The organism is Thermoactinospora rubra (assembly GCF_002093975.1).
In the GTDB taxonomy this organism is placed as follows: Bacteria; Actinomycetota; Actinomycetes; order Streptosporangiales; family Streptosporangiaceae; genus Nonomuraea; species Nonomuraea rubra_A.
In genome coordinates this window covers 156,182-172,894 of record NZ_KZ084332.1, presented here as the reverse complement: position 1 = coordinate 172,894, position 16,713 = coordinate 156,182, and the positions used below count along the sequence as shown (strand labels likewise).

At 71.6% G+C, this 16,713-nt stretch carries 14 protein-coding genes; 10 read left to right on the top strand and 4 right to left on the bottom strand.

Annotated elements, in window-relative coordinates; genetic code table 11:
• The 10 genes from BSB02_RS12795 to BSB02_RS12745 all read left to right on the top strand — a co-directional run bounded on the left by BSB02_RS12795 (window position 1) and on the right by BSB02_RS12745 (window position 12,569).
• Entirely contained in the window at window positions 1–630 is a 630-nt protein-coding gene (locus BSB02_RS12795) for a cation efflux transmembrane domain-containing protein (RefSeq protein ID WP_143590565.1), read from the top strand.
• Between the two features lie 147 nt (window positions 631–777).
• Window positions 778–2,574, top strand: coding sequence for a substrate-binding domain-containing protein (locus tag BSB02_RS12790; protein ID WP_240506392.1), 1,797 nt, complete (start codon window positions 778–780; stop codon window positions 2,572–2,574).
• Between the two features lie 255 nt (window positions 2,575–2,829).
• Window positions 2,830–4,386, top strand: coding sequence for an RNA polymerase sigma factor (locus BSB02_RS12785; protein ID WP_158088613.1), 1,557 nt, complete (start codon window positions 2,830–2,832; stop codon window positions 4,384–4,386).
• A gap of 130 nt (window positions 4,387–4,516) precedes the next feature.
• Window positions 4,517–4,879 carry a hypothetical protein gene (locus BSB02_RS12780; RefSeq protein ID WP_084958970.1) on the top strand — a complete coding sequence of 121 codons (363 nt, stop codon included), beginning with the start codon at window positions 4,517–4,519 and terminating at the stop codon, window positions 4,877–4,879.
• Window positions 4,880–4,887: 8 nt separating this feature from the next.
• Window positions 4,888–6,003, top strand: coding sequence for a GNAT family N-acetyltransferase (locus BSB02_RS12775; RefSeq protein ID WP_338064339.1), 1,116 nt, complete (start codon window positions 4,888–4,890; stop codon window positions 6,001–6,003).
• A 145-nt stretch (window positions 6,004–6,148) separates the two neighbouring features.
• Window positions 6,149–6,967 carry a glycosyltransferase family 2 protein gene (locus BSB02_RS12770; protein ID WP_240506391.1) on the top strand — a complete coding sequence of 273 codons (819 nt, stop codon included), beginning with the start codon at window positions 6,149–6,151 and terminating at the stop codon, window positions 6,965–6,967.
• 20 nt (window positions 6,968–6,987) lie between these two features.
• Window positions 6,988–7,926 carry a glycosyltransferase family 2 protein gene (locus BSB02_RS12765; protein WP_084958967.1) on the top strand — a complete coding sequence of 313 codons (939 nt, stop codon included), beginning with the start codon at window positions 6,988–6,990 and terminating at the stop codon, window positions 7,924–7,926.
• Complete coding sequence (locus BSB02_RS12760; RefSeq protein WP_084958966.1) at window positions 7,923–8,717, top strand: polysaccharide deacetylase family protein; 795 nt, start codon at window positions 7,923–7,925, stop codon at window positions 8,715–8,717. The genes BSB02_RS12765 and BSB02_RS12760 overlap by 4 nt, the downstream gene beginning before the upstream one ends.
• 4 nt (window positions 8,718–8,721) lie before the next feature.
• The gene (locus tag BSB02_RS12755) at window positions 8,722–10,044 is read left to right on the top strand and encodes a lipopolysaccharide biosynthesis protein (protein ID WP_084958965.1); all 1,323 of its coding nucleotides are present in this window, start codon (window positions 8,722–8,724) and stop codon (window positions 10,042–10,044) included.
• 98 nt (window positions 10,045–10,142) lie between these two features.
• Window positions 10,143–12,569 (top strand): hypothetical protein, encoded by a 2,427-nt coding sequence (locus tag BSB02_RS12745; RefSeq protein WP_143590563.1) that lies wholly within the window; start codon window positions 10,143–10,145, stop codon window positions 12,567–12,569.
• Here the strand turns inward: BSB02_RS12745 and BSB02_RS12740 are convergent.
• The 4 genes from BSB02_RS12740 to BSB02_RS12725 form a co-directional block, all read right to left on the bottom strand.
• Window positions 12,566–13,354 carry a pentapeptide repeat-containing protein gene (locus BSB02_RS12740; RefSeq protein ID WP_240506390.1) on the bottom strand — a complete coding sequence of 263 codons (789 nt, stop codon included), beginning with the start codon at window positions 13,352–13,354 and terminating at the stop codon, window positions 12,566–12,568. The two genes, BSB02_RS12745 and BSB02_RS12740, sit on opposite strands and share 4 nt — an antisense overlap.
• A 30-nt stretch (window positions 13,355–13,384) precedes the next feature.
• Entirely contained in the window at window positions 13,385–14,710 is a 1,326-nt protein-coding gene (locus tag BSB02_RS12735) for a GH39 family glycosyl hydrolase (RefSeq protein ID WP_240506389.1), read from the bottom strand.
• Between the two features lie 185 nt (window positions 14,711–14,895).
• Complete coding sequence (locus tag BSB02_RS12730) at window positions 14,896–15,651, bottom strand: SDR family oxidoreductase (RefSeq protein ID WP_084958960.1); 756 nt, start codon at window positions 15,649–15,651, stop codon at window positions 14,896–14,898.
• Window positions 15,652–15,654: 3 nt separating this feature from the next.
• Window positions 15,655–16,683, bottom strand: coding sequence for a phosphotransferase family protein (locus tag BSB02_RS12725; protein ID WP_084958959.1), 1,029 nt, complete (start codon window positions 16,681–16,683; stop codon window positions 15,655–15,657).
• Window positions 16,684–16,713: the final 30 nt, after the last annotated feature.

Below are 16,713 nucleotides of genomic sequence, written 5' to 3'. Positions count from 1 at the left end.
GTGCATGCCGTACAGACCCAGCAGACTCATCCGCCGGCATGGTTGCGCGACGCCCGCCGGGCCCGCACGCTGGCGCAGCTCACCCTCGCCTGGCTCGCCGTCGAAAGCGTGCTCGGCTTCGCCGCCGGGCTGCAGTCGCATTCCGTCGCGCTCATCGGGTGGGGGCTCTCGGCCTTCGTCGAGGCCCTTGCCAGCCTCATCGTCGTGTGGCGCTTCACCGGCGCCCGGACCCTCTCGCCGCGCGCCGAGCACCACGCCCGCCGCGCCGTCGCCGTCAGCTTCTGGCTGCTCGCGCCGTATCTGATCCTTCACGTGTGGCACGACGTGGACGTGGGGCACCGCGTGACCCCGACCGTGCTCGGCGTCGTCGTGACGGCCGTCAGCCTGGTCAGCATGCCGGCCCTCGGCATGGCCAAGCGCAGGCTCGGCCGCAGGCTCGGATCGCCGGCCGCCCGCGGGGAGGGCACGCAGAATCTCATCTGCGCCGCCGACGCCGCGGGCGTCCTGACCGGTCTGTGGGCCGGGACGCAGGGGTGGTGGTGGGTCGATCCGGCCGTCGCTCTGGCGCTGGCCGCGGTAGCCGTACGGGAGGGTTGGCGGGCCTGGCGCGGTCACGAATGCTGCCATTGACCGTGGCGCCGCGTAATCGTTGCACCAAAAGAGTGGTTTTGTACCGCAAAGAGCAGCGAGTATCGTTCCTCAAGCATTGCGGAGCATCTCCCGCCAGGATCTCCGAGGGGCTCGACGCAGCACAACCAGGACCGAAGAGGAACCACCGTGGGGCGACACCGCACAGACGACTACGACCCTGGATACCGGGCCCAGCAGGCAGGCCCGAGCAGACGCCGGAGCCGGGGCGGGCGCGGCAGGGTGCTGGTGCCCCTGGCCGGGGCGGTGGCGCTCGCCGTCCTCCTCGGCGTGGCCGCCTTCGTGATCTTCACCAGGGAGAACGCCTGCTCGGGTGACAAGATCACCCTGCGTGTCGTCGCCTCGCCGGACATCGAGCCGGCGGTCACCAAGGTCGCCAACACCTACAACAAGACGTCCCACGACGTCGACGGCCGGTGCGTTGAGGTGGCGGTGACCAAGGAGTCGTCGGCCAAGACAGCCGCCGCGCTGGCCGCGGGCAAGGCGCCCGCCGAGGTGTGGGTGGCCGACTCCAGCCTGCTCGTCGCCAGGCTGAAGGCGAGCGCCGAGGGGGTCGCGGTGTCGCTGCCGGAGGCCACCGCGAGCGTCGCCAGCTCGCCCATCGTCCTGGCCGCCTCCGCCGCCTCGGCCAAGAAGCTCGAGGGCACGCTGCAGCCCAGCTGGGAGGGCATGATCAGCGCGGCCAACGTCGCGAACCCCGACGGCCTGGCCAAGAAGATCCGCGTGCTGGCGCTGGACCCGCAGAAGAACTCCGCCGGCCTCAACGCGCTGCTGGCCGCCGCAGGTGCGGCCCAGGCGGCGGGCACCGACAACAGGGCGCTCATCGGCGCGCTGAAGAAGCTGTCCCGCGAGGTCGTGGCCGAACCCAGCGCGCTGCTGGCGAGCCTGACGGTGAAGTCGGGGCAGCGGGTGCCGATCGGCGTGGCCTCCGAGCAGAGCATCTGGGCCCACAACGCCAAGAAGCCCGACCTGCCGGTCGTGCCGCTCTACCCGGCCGAGGGCACGTTGAGCCTCGACTACCCGTACGTGGTGACCACGCCCGACGCGGTCACGCGCAAGGCGGCCGAGGACTTCGCCAAGGAGCTGGCCACGGAGCCGGCCAAGAAGATCCTGCGCGACTACGGCTTCCGCACGCCCGACGGGAAGGGCGGCCCGGCGCTGTCGGAGAACAAGGGCTTCTCCCCCAAGGCCCCGCAGGCGCTGCCCGCGCCCGACGCGCAGACGGTGGCGAGCATGAGCCAGTCGTGGAGCCGGCTCAACCTCGGCACGCGGCTGCTGGCGTTGCTGGACATCTCCGGCACGATGGCACTGCCGGTGCCGGGCACCAACCCGCCGCAGACGCGCATGCAGGTCATCGCCAAGACGGCGCTGGGCGGGCTCGGCATCTACGACGCCAAGGCGGAGATCGGCGCCTGGCTGTTCTCCACGCACCTCGACGGCCAGGGCAAGGACTACCGGGAGGTCGTCCCGGTCGGACCGCTCGGCGAGCCGATCAACGGCGTGCTGCGCAAGGACCGCCTGGCGCAGATGCTGACCACCGTCCAGGCCAAGCCCACGGGCGACACCGGGCTGAACGACACGATCAAGGCCGCCTACGGCCAGATGGTGGAGAACTACGCCGAGGACAAGATCAACGTTTTGCTGATCTTCACGGACGGCGCCGGCAACGACGACCCGGACGGCGGCGTCGGCGACAGGGAGATCCTCGACTACCTGAAGAAGACCTACGACCCGAAGCGCCCGGTCAACATCCTGCTCATCGCGTTCGGCCCGGACGCGCCCAAGGGCAAGTCCAAGATGGACGCGCTCGCCCAGGCGACCGGCGGCGAGGCGTTCATCGTGGAGAACCCGCTGGATGTGCGGGAGGTGTTCCTCAAGGGCATGGAGCGCCGCCTGTGCGCGCCGAACTGCAAGGACGAGGGCTGACGCGACCCGGCGCCTCGTCGTCGTGACCCGCCGGGAAGTGTCGTGACCCGCCGGGAAGTACCGCCGGCGCGCGTCCGCCCGATCCGTCCGAGGCGGACGCGGCGCCCCAGGCGTCCCAGGCGTCCCAGGCAGCACAGCCGTACCGCCCGCCCCACCCCGATACCCACTCGTTATGCGCAGTCCTCCACACCCGCCAACCCGGCGTCCTTCCGAACGTGGGGCTCACCCGCACACGTTCTTCTGGGAGGACCTCCCGTGCCCGGATGGCCTGACGTCGACCGCGCCGACGACCACCGAATCCTGGACGCTCTGCGCCGTGGCGACGGCCAAGCCCCCGCCCGCCTGTACGACGCCTACGCCGAGCGCCTCCACGACTACGCCTGCGCCCTCCTGGGCGACCGCGACGCGGCCGCGGAAGCCGTACACGACGCCCTGGTCACCGCCCACGGATGCGCCGCCAGGCTGAAGGAGCCCGCCAGGCTCCGGGCCTGGCTGTATGCGCTGGCACGGTTCCAGTGCGTCGCCAGGGCCAAGACGGCGACCGGCCAGGGCACGCCGCCGCCCGTGCTGGACGACCCCGAGGACCACGAGCTGGCCGAGCTGGTCCGCGAGGTGGTGGCCGGCGAGTTGAGCAAGCAGGAGCGCGAGGTGCTCGAGCTGTCGGTGCGCCACGGGCTCACCCCCTCGGAGGCAGGCTCGGTGCTCGGGCTGACCTCCCGGCAGGCCGCGTCGAGGCTGGCACGGGCCCGCGACCATCTGGAGAACGCGGCGGCCGCCGTCGTGCTGGCCAGGACCGGCCGCGCCCACTGCCCCGACCTGTCGGCGATGGTGGACTCCTGGGAGGGGCCGCTGACTCCGATGCTGCGCCGGCGGCTGTCGGGGCACATCGGCGGGTGCGAGGTGTGCACCGAGGGCAAGCAGCGCCAGGTGTCGGCGGCGCGGCTGCTCGACATGGCGCCGGTGGCGTTCCCGCCCATCTCGCTGCGCCGCAGGGTGATCGAGACGTGCGGCTCGCCCGAGCTGGACCACACCCGCACGCTGATCATGGACAGGGCCGAGAGCTTCGACCGGACCGGCTTCCCCGTGGCCGCCGAGCACCGCCGGTCCCGCCGCCGGCCGCGCCGCCTGGCGCCCGTGGTGGTGCTGGCGGCGGGCGTGCTGGCCGCGACCGGCGCGGCCGCCTGGCTCGGGGGCGGCGACGAGCCCGGCACGCCCACGGCCATGCGCCTGCTGCCCACCGGCGGGCCCAGCCACGCCGTCGCGCTCCCGGAGCCCGACCCGCAGACCCAGGACCCGGAAGCCCGGAACGACCCGGAAGACGACGCCGAGCCGGAGGAGGACGCGGCGGCGACGCCCACCCCCACGCCGCCCGCCGCCCGCCCGACCGTCACCCGGCCCCCGGCCCGCCGCCCGGCGACCCAGCCCACCCGGCGCCGGCCGGTCCCCGCGGCGCCGCGCCTGAGCGTCGGCTGCCCCGCCGGGTTCGACGGCGTGGGGTCGGTACGGCTCAGCGCCGCGGGCGCCGCCGTGCGGTGGCACGCCACGGTGTCGGAGGGCCTGCTCCTGCTCCCGTCGAGCGGGACGCTGAGGGCGGGCGGCTCGGCGTCGCTGTCGCTCGTCGCGGAGGACCCGGCGGCTCCGGGCAGCGGCACGGTGGCGTTCAGCTCCAACGGCGGCGCCGCCACTTGCACTGTGAGCTGGGACGGTGAGAAACCTCACACGTCCGACCCGCCCACCGACGGCCCGACGCCGTCGGTGGGGCCCAGCGAGTCGCCGCAGGCCAGCGAAACTGCGGAAACCGAGCATTCCTGATCGGTCGCAAAAATCTTGGCTATCCGGTAAACCTGGACGGACTGTCAACCGTCGCCGTTGACGTGCAGGATGCCAGATTGGTCCCATGAATTGGATCAAATGTCTTCCTGCCTGTCCAGGAGCCTGAACGTTGCTTCGCAGAGTATTGAGCTGGGCGGTCGCCCTCGCGTGCGTCGCGGGCGCGGTCATCGCGCTCGCCGACATCCACACGCCGCTGCGGCCGTACTTGGTGTCGATGTTCCTGCTCGTCGTGCCGGGTGTGGCCGTCGCAGGACTGTTGCGAGATCGTGATCCAGTCGCCGGACTATCGGTAGCGGCCGCGGCGAGTCTGGTGCTGAACGTTCTTCTAGCGCAGGCCATGCTGCTGTTCGATGCGTGGTCGCCTCGTGCGGGCGTCGCGACGGTCGCCGTCCTGGGCGGCTTCCTGTACGTCCTGCGAGTGCTCTACCGGGGACGGGACACGTTGGCCGAACAGGGGGTCGGGTCGCAGTGAACATCCAGGTGACACGCCCGGGAGAGCTGGGTGCCGCGGAGCGTTCCCGATGGCGGGAGCTCCAGAAGGCCGATCCGAGCCTGGACAACCCGTTCCTGTCGGTGGAGTTCGCGCTGGCGATGGACCGGCTGCGCGACTACGTGAGGGTCGCGGTCGTCCACGACGGCGGGCGGATCGCCGGGTTCTTCCCCTTCGAGCGGCACGCCTTCGGCATCGGCAAGCCGCTCGGCGGCTTTCTGACGACCTACCACGGGCTCATCTCCGAGCCCGGCCTCAGGCTTCCGGCCAAGGAGCTGCTGCGGGCGTGCGGGCTGACCGTCTACGAGTTCGACCACCTGGTGGCCGGGCAGCCGACCTTCACGCCGTATGAGACGGACGTGCGTCCCGCGGCGGTGATGGACTTCTCGGCGGGGTTCGACGCCTGGCTGGCGCAGGTGCAGAAGAACTCCCCGAAGAACCTCAAGACCGTCCGCTACAAGGAGCGCAAGCTGGCCCGCGAGCAGGGGCCGCTGCGCCTGGAGTGGAACTCCGCCGACGCCGGCGAGCTGGACCTGCTGCTGCGGTGGAAGTCGGACCAGTACCGGCGCACGGGCCGGGTGGACAGGTTCGCCCAGCCGTGGATCGTCGAGCTGACCCGCCAGATGCACGCCGAGCGCTCCCCCGACTTCTCCGGCGTGCTGACCATGCTCTACGCCGGGGACACCCCCGTCGCGGGCCACTTCGGCCTGCGCACCGCCACCACCCTGGTCGGCTGGTTCCCCGCCTACGACACCGACTTCGCGCGCTACTCGCCCGGCATCGTCCACCACCTGCACATGGCCAGGCGCGCCTGCGAGGCCGGGATCCGCCAGGTGGACATGGGCAAGGGCGGCAAGGAGTACAAGGACTGGCTCAAGAGCGGGGTCGTGTACGTCAGCGAGGGCCGCGTCTCACGGCCCTCCCCCGCGGCCGCCGTCCACTGGATCGGACGAACTCCTTTCACCAAGGCGCGAACAATCGTGCTCGATCGGCCGTCTCTCTATAAGGCAGCCGATCGGGTACTCAAGAGCTTCGGTCGGTTGCGTAGCCATTTGCACCCTCAGTCACCCAACGCAGCCACCAAGCAACAGTGGGGGGTCCGCTGATCTTTCGCTGAACGACCCGACACCGCACAACATCCTCACGCCAGCTGGACCCGCCCATCGGCACGTCAGGCCACCGCGCCGTGGACGAGGTCCTGGAAGGATTTCCCCGACAATGAGTCCCGAGAGCATTCGGCACAACAGAGCAGTGCACACCACGCCCCTTCGTCCGGACCAGCCGCTGCGGTCCATCCCGCCTCTGGAACAGTTCGTCCCGGTCACCCCGCACCTGGCGATCTCGCCGACGGTGTCGGTGGTGATCCCGGCGATGAACGAGGCGGACAACCTCCCGCATGTCTTCGCCACGCTGCCGCATTGGGTCGACGAGATCGTCCTGGTGGACGGCAACTCCGTCGACGACACGGTGGAGGTGGCCAGGCGGTTGCGGCCCAACGTGAAGATCGTCACCCAGCCCGGCAGGGGCAAGGGCGACGCGCTGGCCGCGGGGTTCGCCGCCGCGTCCGGCGACATCATCGTGATGATCGACGCGGACGGGTCGACGGACGGGCGCGAGATCATCTCCTTCGTGGCCGCTCTGGTGAGCGGCGCCGACTTCGTCAAGGGGTCCCGCTACGCCTCCGGCGGCCACAGCGACGACCTCACGTTTTCGCGGCGGTTTGGTAACAAAATCCTGACAAAGATCGTCAACTTGCTGTACGGCACGCAGTACACGGACCTGTGCTACGGCTACAACGCCTTCTGGGCCCACCACCTCCGCACGCTCGACCTCGACTGCGACGGCTTCGAGGTCGAGACGCTGATGAACATCCGCGCCGCCAAGGCCGGTCTCAAGGTCGTGGAGGTGCCCAGCCACGAGCGCTGCCGCATCCACGGGGAGAGCAACCTGCGCGCCGTCCGCGACGGCCTGCGGGTGCTGCGGACGATCGTCCGCGAGTGGCGGCGCGGGCCCGTCTACCTCGAGGTGGAGCCGGCCGGCGCCCCCGCCGCCGACCGTGGCGTGGCGTAACGCGGCAGGGAGATCCGTCAGTGCGCACGTCAGTGATCATCTGTGTCTACACCGAGGAACGCTGGGAGGACATCAAGCAAGCCGTGGGCTCGGTGGAGCGCCAGACGCGCCCTCCGCATGAGCTGATCCTGGTCGTGGACCACAACCCCGGGCTGCAGCGCAGGCTCGAGGAGGCCTACCCGCAGGCGCGGGTGGTGGCGAACGCGCACGAGAAGGGCCTGTCAGGCGGCAAGAACACCGGCGTGGAGGTGGCGACGGGCGACCTCGTCGCGTTCCTCGACGACGACGCCGTGGCGGACCCCGGCTGGCTGGAGGCGTTGGAGGAGGGCTTCCAGGAGCCGGACGTGGTCGGCGTGGGCGGCAGGACCGAGCCCGTCTGGGCCTCGGGCCGCCGGCCACGCTGGTTCCCGCCGGAGTTCGACTGGACGGTGGGCTGCACCTACCGGGGCATCCCGCTGGTCAAGGCGCCGATACGCAACGTCATGGGCGGCAACGCCGCGTTCGTGCGCAAGGCCGTCGCCGAGGTGGGCGGCTTCCACAGCGGCATCGGCCGCAGCGTGCAGGGCCGCAAGAGCCGCCCGCTGGGCTGCGAGGAGACCGAGTTCTGCATCCGGCTGGCCCAGCGCAAGCCGGGCTCGGTCATGCTCTACCAGCCGGCCGCCGTGATCGGCCACAAGGTCTCCCGCCAGCGCGAGAGCGTAGGCTATTTCCTGTCACGGTGCTTCGCCGAGGGCCTGTCCAAGGCCCTGGTGACGCGGGAGGTCGGCGCCGCCCAGGGGCTGGCCAGCGAGCGGGCGCACGCCATGAAGACGCTCCCGCTGGGCGTGCTGCGCAGCCTGGGCGAGGCGCTCAGGGGCGACGTGGGCGGGCTGGGCCGGGCGCTGGCGATCGTCGCCGGCCTGGCCTGGACGACGTGGGGCTACGTCCTGGGCAGCTGGAGGGTGAGGTCGAGATCATGACGCGCGTGCCGATCCTCATGTACCACTCGGTCACCGACCGGCCCAACCCGCTGACCGCGCCGCTGGCCGTACGGCCGGGCGACTTCGCCGAGCAGATGGCCTACCTGGCCGACCGCCGCTTCACCCCGATGACCATGTCGGGGCTGGTGGCGGCGCTCAACCAGGGCAACGTGCCGCCCAGGCCGATCGTGGTGACCTTCGACGACGGGTACGCCGACTTCCACGAGCACGCCCTGCCCGTGCTGGAGCGCCACGGCTTCCCCGCCACGGTGTTCCTGACCAGCGGCTGGGTGGCCGACGCCGGTCCGGATGCGGCCGGCCGCCCGCTGGACCGCATGCTGAGCTGGAGCCAGGCCCGCGAGGCCGCCCAGGCCGGCATCGAGATCGGCGGGCACAGCCACAGCCACCCCCAGCTCGACCAGCTGCCCGACGCCGAGCTGCGGCAGGAGCTGCGCAGGAACAAGGCGCTGCTGGAGGACAAGATCGGCCAGCCGGTCGCGACCATGGCCTACCCCTACGGCTACTCCAGCGCCCGGGTGCGCCGCGAGGTCTACAAGGCCGGGTACTTCGCCGCCTGCGCGGTGAACAACGCGGTCGCCGCGGACCGCCACGACCTGCTGGCCATCCCCAGGCTGACCGTGGGCAGGCACACCACCGCCGAGCGGTTCCGCCGGGCGGTGGAGGGCAGCGCCGTGCCCATGATCTACCTGCGGGAGCGGCTGCTGACGAAGGGCTACGCGATCGTGAGGCGGACCAGGTACGGCATGCGGCGGGTCATGGGCCATGTCTAGGGCCATGTCCAGGGCCCTGTCCAGCCTGCGCCGCCGTCTCCTGAACGACCTGCGCAACCCCCTGCTGCGCAACGGCTACGCGCTCATGGCCAACACCGCCGTCACGGCCGTGCTGGGCATGGGCTACTGGCTGCTGGCCGAGCGGCTCTACACGCCCGAGGAGTTCGGCAGGGGGCAGGCTCTCATCACCGCGATGCGGCTGTTCGCGTCGCTGACCGCGCTGGCCATGGGCGGGGCGCTGGCCAGGTTCCTGCCGATCGGCGGGCGCCGTACGGCGGAGCTGATCCTGCGCGGGTACGGCCTGGCCGCGGCCACGGGCGGCGCGGCGGCGGTCGGCTTCCTGCTCACGGTGCCGCTGTGGGGCTCGACCTACTCCTGGCTCGGCGGGTTCGGTCCCGGCCTGTTCTTCCTGGGCGCGGTGCTGGTGTGGGCGGTCTTCACGCTCCAGGACGTGGTGCTGACCGGGCTTCGCCAGGCGGTCTGGGTGCCGGTCAACAGCCTGGTGTTCGGCCTGGTCAAGATGGGCCTGCTGGTGGCGCTGGCCGGGGCCATGCCGGACGGCGGGATCTTCGTGTCGTGGATCGTGCCGACGGCGATCGCCCTGATCCCGGTGAACTGGCTGATCTTCGGCGTGATCGTGCCGCGTCACCTGAAGGACAGGGGCACCGAGGGCCGCCCGCCGCGCCTGCGCGAGATCGGGCGGTTCCTGGCCGGCGACTACCCGGGGACGCTGTCCATCCTGGCCATCATCTACCTGGTGCCGACCGCCGTGGCCACGCAGATCGGCCCCGCGCAGTTCGGTCGCTTCTCGATGGCGCACACGCTGGGCTGCCTGATCGAGCTGCTGGCCATGAACATGGCGGTGTCGCTGACCGTCGAGGGCTCCTTCGACCCCGCCCGCCTGGCCCGCCAGTGCCGGCGGGCGCTGCGCCGGGCGTTCACGATCATCGTGCCGATCGTGGCCGTGACGCTGGTCGCCGCGCCGTACATCCTGCTGGTCTTCGGCCGGGAGTTCGCCGACGAGGGCAGCACGCTGCTGCGGCTGATGGCGCTGGCCGTGCTGGCGCGGGTGCCGATCGAGGTGTACCTGAGCGTCCTGCGGGCGCGGGGCCAGGCGCGGCTGCTGGCGCTGGTCCAGATGGGGCTGGCCGGGCTGATCCTGGTGTCGGTCTTCGCGCTGTTCCCGCTCGCCGGGATCAACGCGGTGGGGTGGGGGTTGCTGGGCAGCGAGGCGCTGGTCGCGCTGCTGATTTCCGGACGGCTGCGCTCAGTCCTTAGGCTTGACCGGACAGACCAGGTCAGGCCGACACGACAGGCAGCGACATGACCGACTCGGCGGACGACGACACCACGGTGAACCGTCGGCGCCCGGCGCCCTCAAGCGTGCATATCGGACATCCTCCGACGGAGGAGGATCCACCGACGGTGGAGCTGCCGGCGATCTCCGCGTCGCCGGCGGCGGCTGAAGCCGAGCCGGAAGCCCGGACAGAAGCCCAGCCGGAAGCCGAGCCGGAGGATGACGTCCACGACCAGACGGTGCCCGTGGCGCGCCCGCTCCCGGCCCGGCGCCCGCCGGAACCGGCCGAGGCCCCACCGGCCCCACCGCCGGTCACCCCGTCGGCCACGCCGGCGCCTGAGGCACCGCCGGCGCCCGAGGCCGCGCCGAAGCCCGAGGTTTCGGCTGCGGCCGCGGCTCCGGCGCAGGCCGCTCCGGGGAGGGCCCCGGCGACGCTGCTGACCCGGGTCCACCGCTGGCTGCCCGTGGTGCTCATGGTCGAGGGCGTCATCATGTACTTCCTCGCCATGACGCTCGACCCCGGCCCGCTGCGCGGGGTGCGGCCGGTCGACATCGACGGGCTCGGGCTGATCTCGGCCATGCCGCTGAGCGCGTTCGCCGGGATCCTCATCATGATCGTGTCGTTCTTCGTCACGGTCACCCAGGCGGTCGACCGCAAGATCCTGCTGCTGGTGCAGATCTCGGCCATCACGCTGGCCCTGCACGGCGCGGGCTCCCTCGTGGCCGACGAGCCGCGCTTCCCGACCGCCTACGTCCACGCCGGGTTCGTGGAGTTCATCGCCAGGACCGGGGAGGCGGCCACCTCCATCGACGCCCGCATGGGCTGGCCCGGCTTCTTCGCCCTGTTCGCCTTCGTGACCAGGACGGCGGGCGTCACCGACCTGACGACGATCCTGCAGTGGACGCCGCCGGTGATGAACCTGCTCTACCTGCTGCCGCTGGTGCTGATCTTGCGCCAGGTGGTGGCCACCACCCGGGCCAGGTGGTACGCGGCGCTGCTGTTCGTCATCGTCCAGTGGATCGGCCAGGACTACTTCTCCCCGCAGGGCTTCACCTTCGCGCTGTACCTGGCGTTCGTGGCGATCGTGCTGCGCTGGTTCGGCCGCGTCGAGCCGCGCGTGAAGCCGCTCCCGCGCAAGGGGCTGCGGCGGCTGCTGGCCAAGCTCGACGCGATGACGCCCGGCGAGCTGGCCAACCCCGGCGTGCACGGCGCGGACCGGGTGCTGCTGCTGTGCCTGCTGATCGCGCTGTTCGTCGCCGCGACGGCCTCCCACCAGATCACCCCGTTCATGATGCTGGGCGTCGTGACGGCGCTGCTGCTGGTCCGGCGCACGTCGCTGTCGTGGGCCCTGCCGTTCTTCCTGGGCCTGATCGTGCTGGCGTGGATCAGCTTCCAGGCGGTCGGGTTCTGGGCGGGCAACATCGAGAGCATGTTCGGCAGCCTCGGGCAGATCTTCACCAACCTCCAGCGCAACACCGGCGACCGCATCGCCGGCACCGACCCCGAGCACGCGCTGGTGCTGAAGGCGCGGCTGGGCATCTGCGCGGCCGTCCTGGGGCTGGCCGGGGTGGGCCTGCTGCGGCGGCTGCGCCGCGGCGTGGTCGACAGGGCGGCGCTCGTGCTGCTGTGCGTGCCGGTGATGGCGCTCGGCCTGCAGAGCTACGGCGGCGAGATCGGGCTGCGCATCTACATGTTCACGCTGCCCGGAGCCTGCCTGCTGGCCTCCTACGCCTTCTTCCCCAACCTGCCGGGCGCCAGCGGCGACGCACGCGACGAGACGATCCCGATGCGCAAGCGGCGCGTCCGCCTCAACCCCCAGGTCACCAGGAAGGTCTCCCTGGCCCTGGCGCTGTGCGCGGCGATGGCCTTCTCCATGGCCTTCCTGGTCGCCCGCTACGGCAACGAGAAGTTCGAGCGCGTGACCACCGGCGAGATCCAGGCCATGCACTACATCTACGAGCACGACAGGCCCAGCGCCCGCGTGCTGTACCTGGTGCCGAACCTGGGCCCGGAGAGCACGCCGATCCTGCCGTGGGGCGAGCGCGACGTGGACCGGATCGAGTACCGCAAGGCCCTGGTCCACAAGGACCCCACTCAGATCAAGGACGCCCTCGACGCGCTGCGCCTGAGCGAGCGCAACACCTACCTGGTGGTCACCACGGCCCAGGCCGACTACCTGAAGCTCAACGAGGACTTCCCGGCCGACTGGGGGCGGCGCTTCCGCACGGCCCTGGACGCCTCGCCGGACCTGCGCAAGGTCGTCGACAACCGCGACGCGGCCGTCTACGTCTGGAAGAACGTCCCGAAGAGCACGCCGATCCCCGACCCGGCCGCCTACACCGGGCGGGACGATCCCGGCTCGCCGTGGACCCCGGTGGGCGCGGTCGCGCTCGCGGTGACCTGGGCGGCGCTGTTCGCCTACGAGGTGCTGAGCCTGCGCGGCAGGGAGCGCGGCGGGCGCGGCAGGCGGCGCCTGCTGTTCGTCGCCGTCCCGGCGTTCCTGCTGTCGATGGCGGTGATCGTCGAACGCTTCCTGGTGATCGCCGGCAGTTAGGGGGCGGCCCGCCAGTGCGCGGGCCGGGCCAGCGAGGGCGGCAGCACGGTCCGCGAGTCGCCCCTGGCCGACTCCAGCTGCGACTGGATGAGGAACAGGCTGCCGGACAGGTCGGCGCCCGACAGGTCGGCGCCGCGCAGGTCCGCCCCGGTGACGTCGGCCTGCCGCAGGTCGGCCCGCCGCAGGTCGGCGCCGATCAGCACCGCGCCGCGGAGGTTGGCGCCGCGCAGGTCGGCGCCCGCGAGCCGGGCACCGATCAGCATGGCGCCCCGACGGTCCTTCCTCTTGCCCAGTACGGCGGAACGGGCCAGCTCGCTGGCGGCCAGCAGCAGCTCGCTGACCGCGGCGCGCAGCGGCCCCACGTCGAGCCCGGCCAGCACGTCGGCGCCGGCGGCGGTGAGCGCCTCGATCTCGGCCCTGCGGGCCTCCAGGTCGCCGCGCAGGGACCGGGCCGGCTCCAGCGTCAGGGCCTCGGTCAGGTAGGCCAGCAGCTCGTGCAGGTGCCGCATGACCGGGAAGACCTCCGCCATGCGCGGGTCCCGCCGCCCGCCGAAGGTGACCTGGGAGACCTGCTGCCCCGCGCCGAAGCAGTCGTAGACGGCGCAGCCGGGGAAGCCGCGCTCGCGCAGCGAGTCGTGGATGCCGCAGCGGTGGTCGGCCAGCAGGTTGGGGCAGGGGCGGCCGGCCGGCTTGTCGATGGCGAAGTCGGCGGAGGCGGTGAAGGCGGGCACGACGCAGCACAGCGCGAAGCAGCGGCCGCAGTCGGCGCGAAGAGATGCGGACAAGAGCGGTCTTTCACGGCAAGAGCGGATTTCTCAGCCGGTCACGCCGCGCGGGCTCCACTTGATCTCGTAGGGCTTGAGCGTGACGGTCTTGCCGTCCACGGTAGCCGACAGCTCGGCGTCGGTGGTGTTGACCATGACCATCATGCGTTCCTGGGCCAGCACGCGGACCCGCTGGTCGGACACGCTCACCTGCGCCAGCGGCACCCCGGCGGGGAACCACTTGGTGAAGCCGCTCAGCAGCCCTGCCATGGGCATCTCCCGGCCGTTGCCGGGGACCCACAGGCAGCCGGGGCAGTCCTTGCCGGTCTCGCGCTGCGGGTTCCAGTACAGGGCCGTGGTCGCGCCGCTGGCGGCGAACTCCATCATGGCCACGGCCTGCACGGCGGTGCGCTTGGCCTCGCTCCAGCCGGAGTTCGTCGGCTCGATGTACCACTCGGCCCACCACACCGGCAGGTCGCCGCTCTTTTGGCGCAGCCAGGTCGTGATGGCGCTGAACTTGGCCAGCGCGCCGAAGTCGTCGGGCACGTTGCCCTTGTCGGTGGTCATGGAGGCGCCGTCGACGACGATGAAGTCGGCGCCCTTCTTCTCCGACAGCCAGTACCCGATGGCGTCCAGCACCCGCTGGTCCATCACGCCCCACGGCCCCTTGAGCTCCGAGCCGGCGTCGCGCTGGGTGCTGTCCATCGGGATGTACGGCCCGCCCACCTGGATCTGCGGGTTCACCTTCTTCAGCGCGTCGTAGACCTTGTTGTACATCTCGGTGTACGCCTCGGCGTCCCAGCGCTGGTTGACCGGGTCCCAGAAGCCCTTGAACTCGTTCCACACCATGTAGTGCCTGACGTTCGGGTAGCGCTTGGCGATGCGGGCCGCGAGGTTGGCGAAGTCGTCGAAGTGCTCGCGCTTGGGGGCGACCGTCGCGTTCTTGGTCCAGTCGGTACGGCCCGGCGTGCCGCCCTTCATCCAGTCGGGCGCGCAGCACAGGGTGATCACGGGCACGCCCTTGGACTGCGAGATGAACTTCATGCGGTCGTCGAGCTGGCGGAAGTCGTAGCGGCCCGGGGAGGGCTCGGGGTTGCCCGCGCCCCAGCCCATGATGTGCTGGTTCTGCAGCATGGGCTCGCGCTCCAGCATGTGGGCGGCCTGCTCGCGGACCTTGGCCGGCTCGTGGTCGGCGCTGAACTGGGTGTGGGTGATGCCCCAGCGCGGCCAGTTCTCCACCGGCGGCGCGGGGTCGAGGCTCGGCGGCGGCGCCGGCGAGGTGGCCGCGGTGGCCGGCTCCCCCTTGGGCGCGGGCTCGCGCATCGCCGCGAATCCCAGGATGCCCCCGATCAGCAGCAGGGCCAGTAGACCGATCACGACGGCGACGATCGCTCCGGGCCGCTTGGCATGCCGCCCGCCGGATGGAATCACGTGGCCCTCCGCTTACGCTCTGCCTGCTTACACTCTGTCTTCCTCCTGCTGTTTATCAAGGTATATGCCGGTACTTGCACGATGCTTGCCACGGGACTTGCTCACAGCTTGTTGGGAGGTGGACGGCTCGTTCACCGCGAGGTAGACGGTGGCCGCTGCCCGCCCGCCGGCCCTGGGACGCCTGCGTGCCGGTAGGGTACCGGCTGCCTGCCCGGCTGGACGACCAGGAGCGTGCCGGGCTCCTCGGCGTAGAAGGCCGACTCGACCGCGGCGGCCACGTCGTCCGCGGTCAGCAGGGGGAAGCCGGCGTCGAGGAAGACCTTGCGCATGCCGGCCACCAGCGGCGTGTCGGTGAAGCCCGGGCACACCGCGCCGATGCGGATGTTCTGCTGGGCCAGCGGGGCGGCCAGCGCCCGCACCAGCCCGACGACGGCGTGCTTGGTCATGGTGTAGATCGGGTCGCCGTCGTAGCCGACGAGCCCGGCGAGCGAGGCGGTGACCACGATGGCGCCGCCTCCCGAGCGCAGCAGGGCCGGCACGGCCGCGGTGACGCCGAAGACCACGCCGTCGACGTTGACGGCCATGGCCCTGCGGTACTGCTCCAGGTCGAAGGCGGCCAGGTCGACGCCGCTGGAGATGCCGGCGTTGAGGTGCACCAGGTCGAGCCTGCCGTAGCGCTCCTCGGCCAGCGCCACGGCCCGGCGGGAGACCTCCGGGTCGCCCACGTCGCCGGCCACGGCCAGGCCGCCGACCTCCTTGGCCAGCCGTTCGGCGCCCACCTCGTCCAGGTCCACCAGCACGCAGCGGGCCCCGCCGCGGGCCAGCCGCCGGGCCACCGAGGCCCCGATCCCGCTCGCCGCCCCGGTGATCAACGCGACAGTCGACATCTCTCAGACCTCCTGGTCGAGCATCCGGTGGGCGCGGGCGATGAGGGTGGGCACGGCGCCGCCGATCCGGTCGAATCCCTCCCCCACCGTCTTACCCTGGCGGAAGCGGGCATGGATGCCCTCCACGATCACCGCCAGCTTGAAGTTGCCGAAGGCGACGTAGAACGGCAGGTCGGTGACGTCGCGGCCGGAGGCCTTGGCGTAGTGCGCGGCGAACTCGGCGGCGGTCATGAAGCCCGGGGTGAGCGTCACGTCGCCGGCCACGGGGATGCTCGCGCGTTCCGCGTCGCCTGGGTCGTGCCAGTAGGTGAGCGTCAGGCCCAGGTCGGCCATGGGGTCGCCGAGCGTGGACATCTCCCAGTCGACCACCGCCAGGATCTCGGCGTCGGGCGCGAGCCGTACCAGCGTGTTGTCCAGCCGGTAGTCGCCGTGGACCAGGGTGGAGGCGGAGGTCGCGGGCAGCCGCGCCCGCAGCCGCTCCACCAGGCGGGTGAACTCGGGCACGTCCCGGTCGGCCGACCGCTCCCACTGCTGGCACCACCGCTCCAGCTGCCGGGCCATGTACCCCTCCGGGCGGCCGAAGTCGGCCAGCCCCACCTCGCGGTAGTCGACGGCGTGGATGGCCGCCAGCACCTCGGCCAGCCGCTCCGACAGCCGCCGCGCCTGCTCCGGCGTCGCCCGCAGCTCCTCGCGGGTCCGGATGGCGGTGCCGTCGACGTGTCCCATGAGGTAGAAGGGCGCGCCGAGGACCTCGGCGTCCGGGCAGAACGCGACCGGCTCGGGGACCGGCACCGGCGTGGCCGCCAGAGCCGAGATGACGCGCCACTCGCGGCGCATGTCGTGGGCGGTCGGCAGCACGTGGCCGAGGGGCGGCCGGCGCAGGACCACCCGCCGCGCCGAGGCCGTCACGAGGTAGGTCAGGTTGGATCTGCCGCCGGAGATGAGCGAGACCGACTGCGGCTCCCCCGCCTCGGGGACGTGCGTGCGCATCCACGCGACCAGCTTCGGCCAGTCGATGCCGGGAACGTTCATGGGTTCACATTAGAACGTGACTCGGTACAA

Excerpts from the sequence above, each read along its gene's own strand:
- BSB02_RS12730 (WP_084958960.1), bottom strand. The coding sequence starts at position 15,651 with ATGTCGACTGTCGCGTTGATCACCGGGGCGGCGAGCGGGATCGGGGCC.
- BSB02_RS12725 (WP_084958959.1), bottom strand. The coding sequence starts at position 16,683 with ATGAACGTTCCCGGCATCGACTGGCCGAAGCTGGTCGCGTGGATGCGC.
- BSB02_RS12755 (WP_084958965.1), top strand. The coding sequence starts at position 8,722 with ATGTCCAGGGCCCTGTCCAGCCTGCGCCGCCGTCTCCTGAACGACCTG.
- BSB02_RS12760 (WP_084958966.1), top strand. The coding sequence starts at position 7,923 with ATGACGCGCGTGCCGATCCTCATGTACCACTCGGTCACCGACCGGCCC.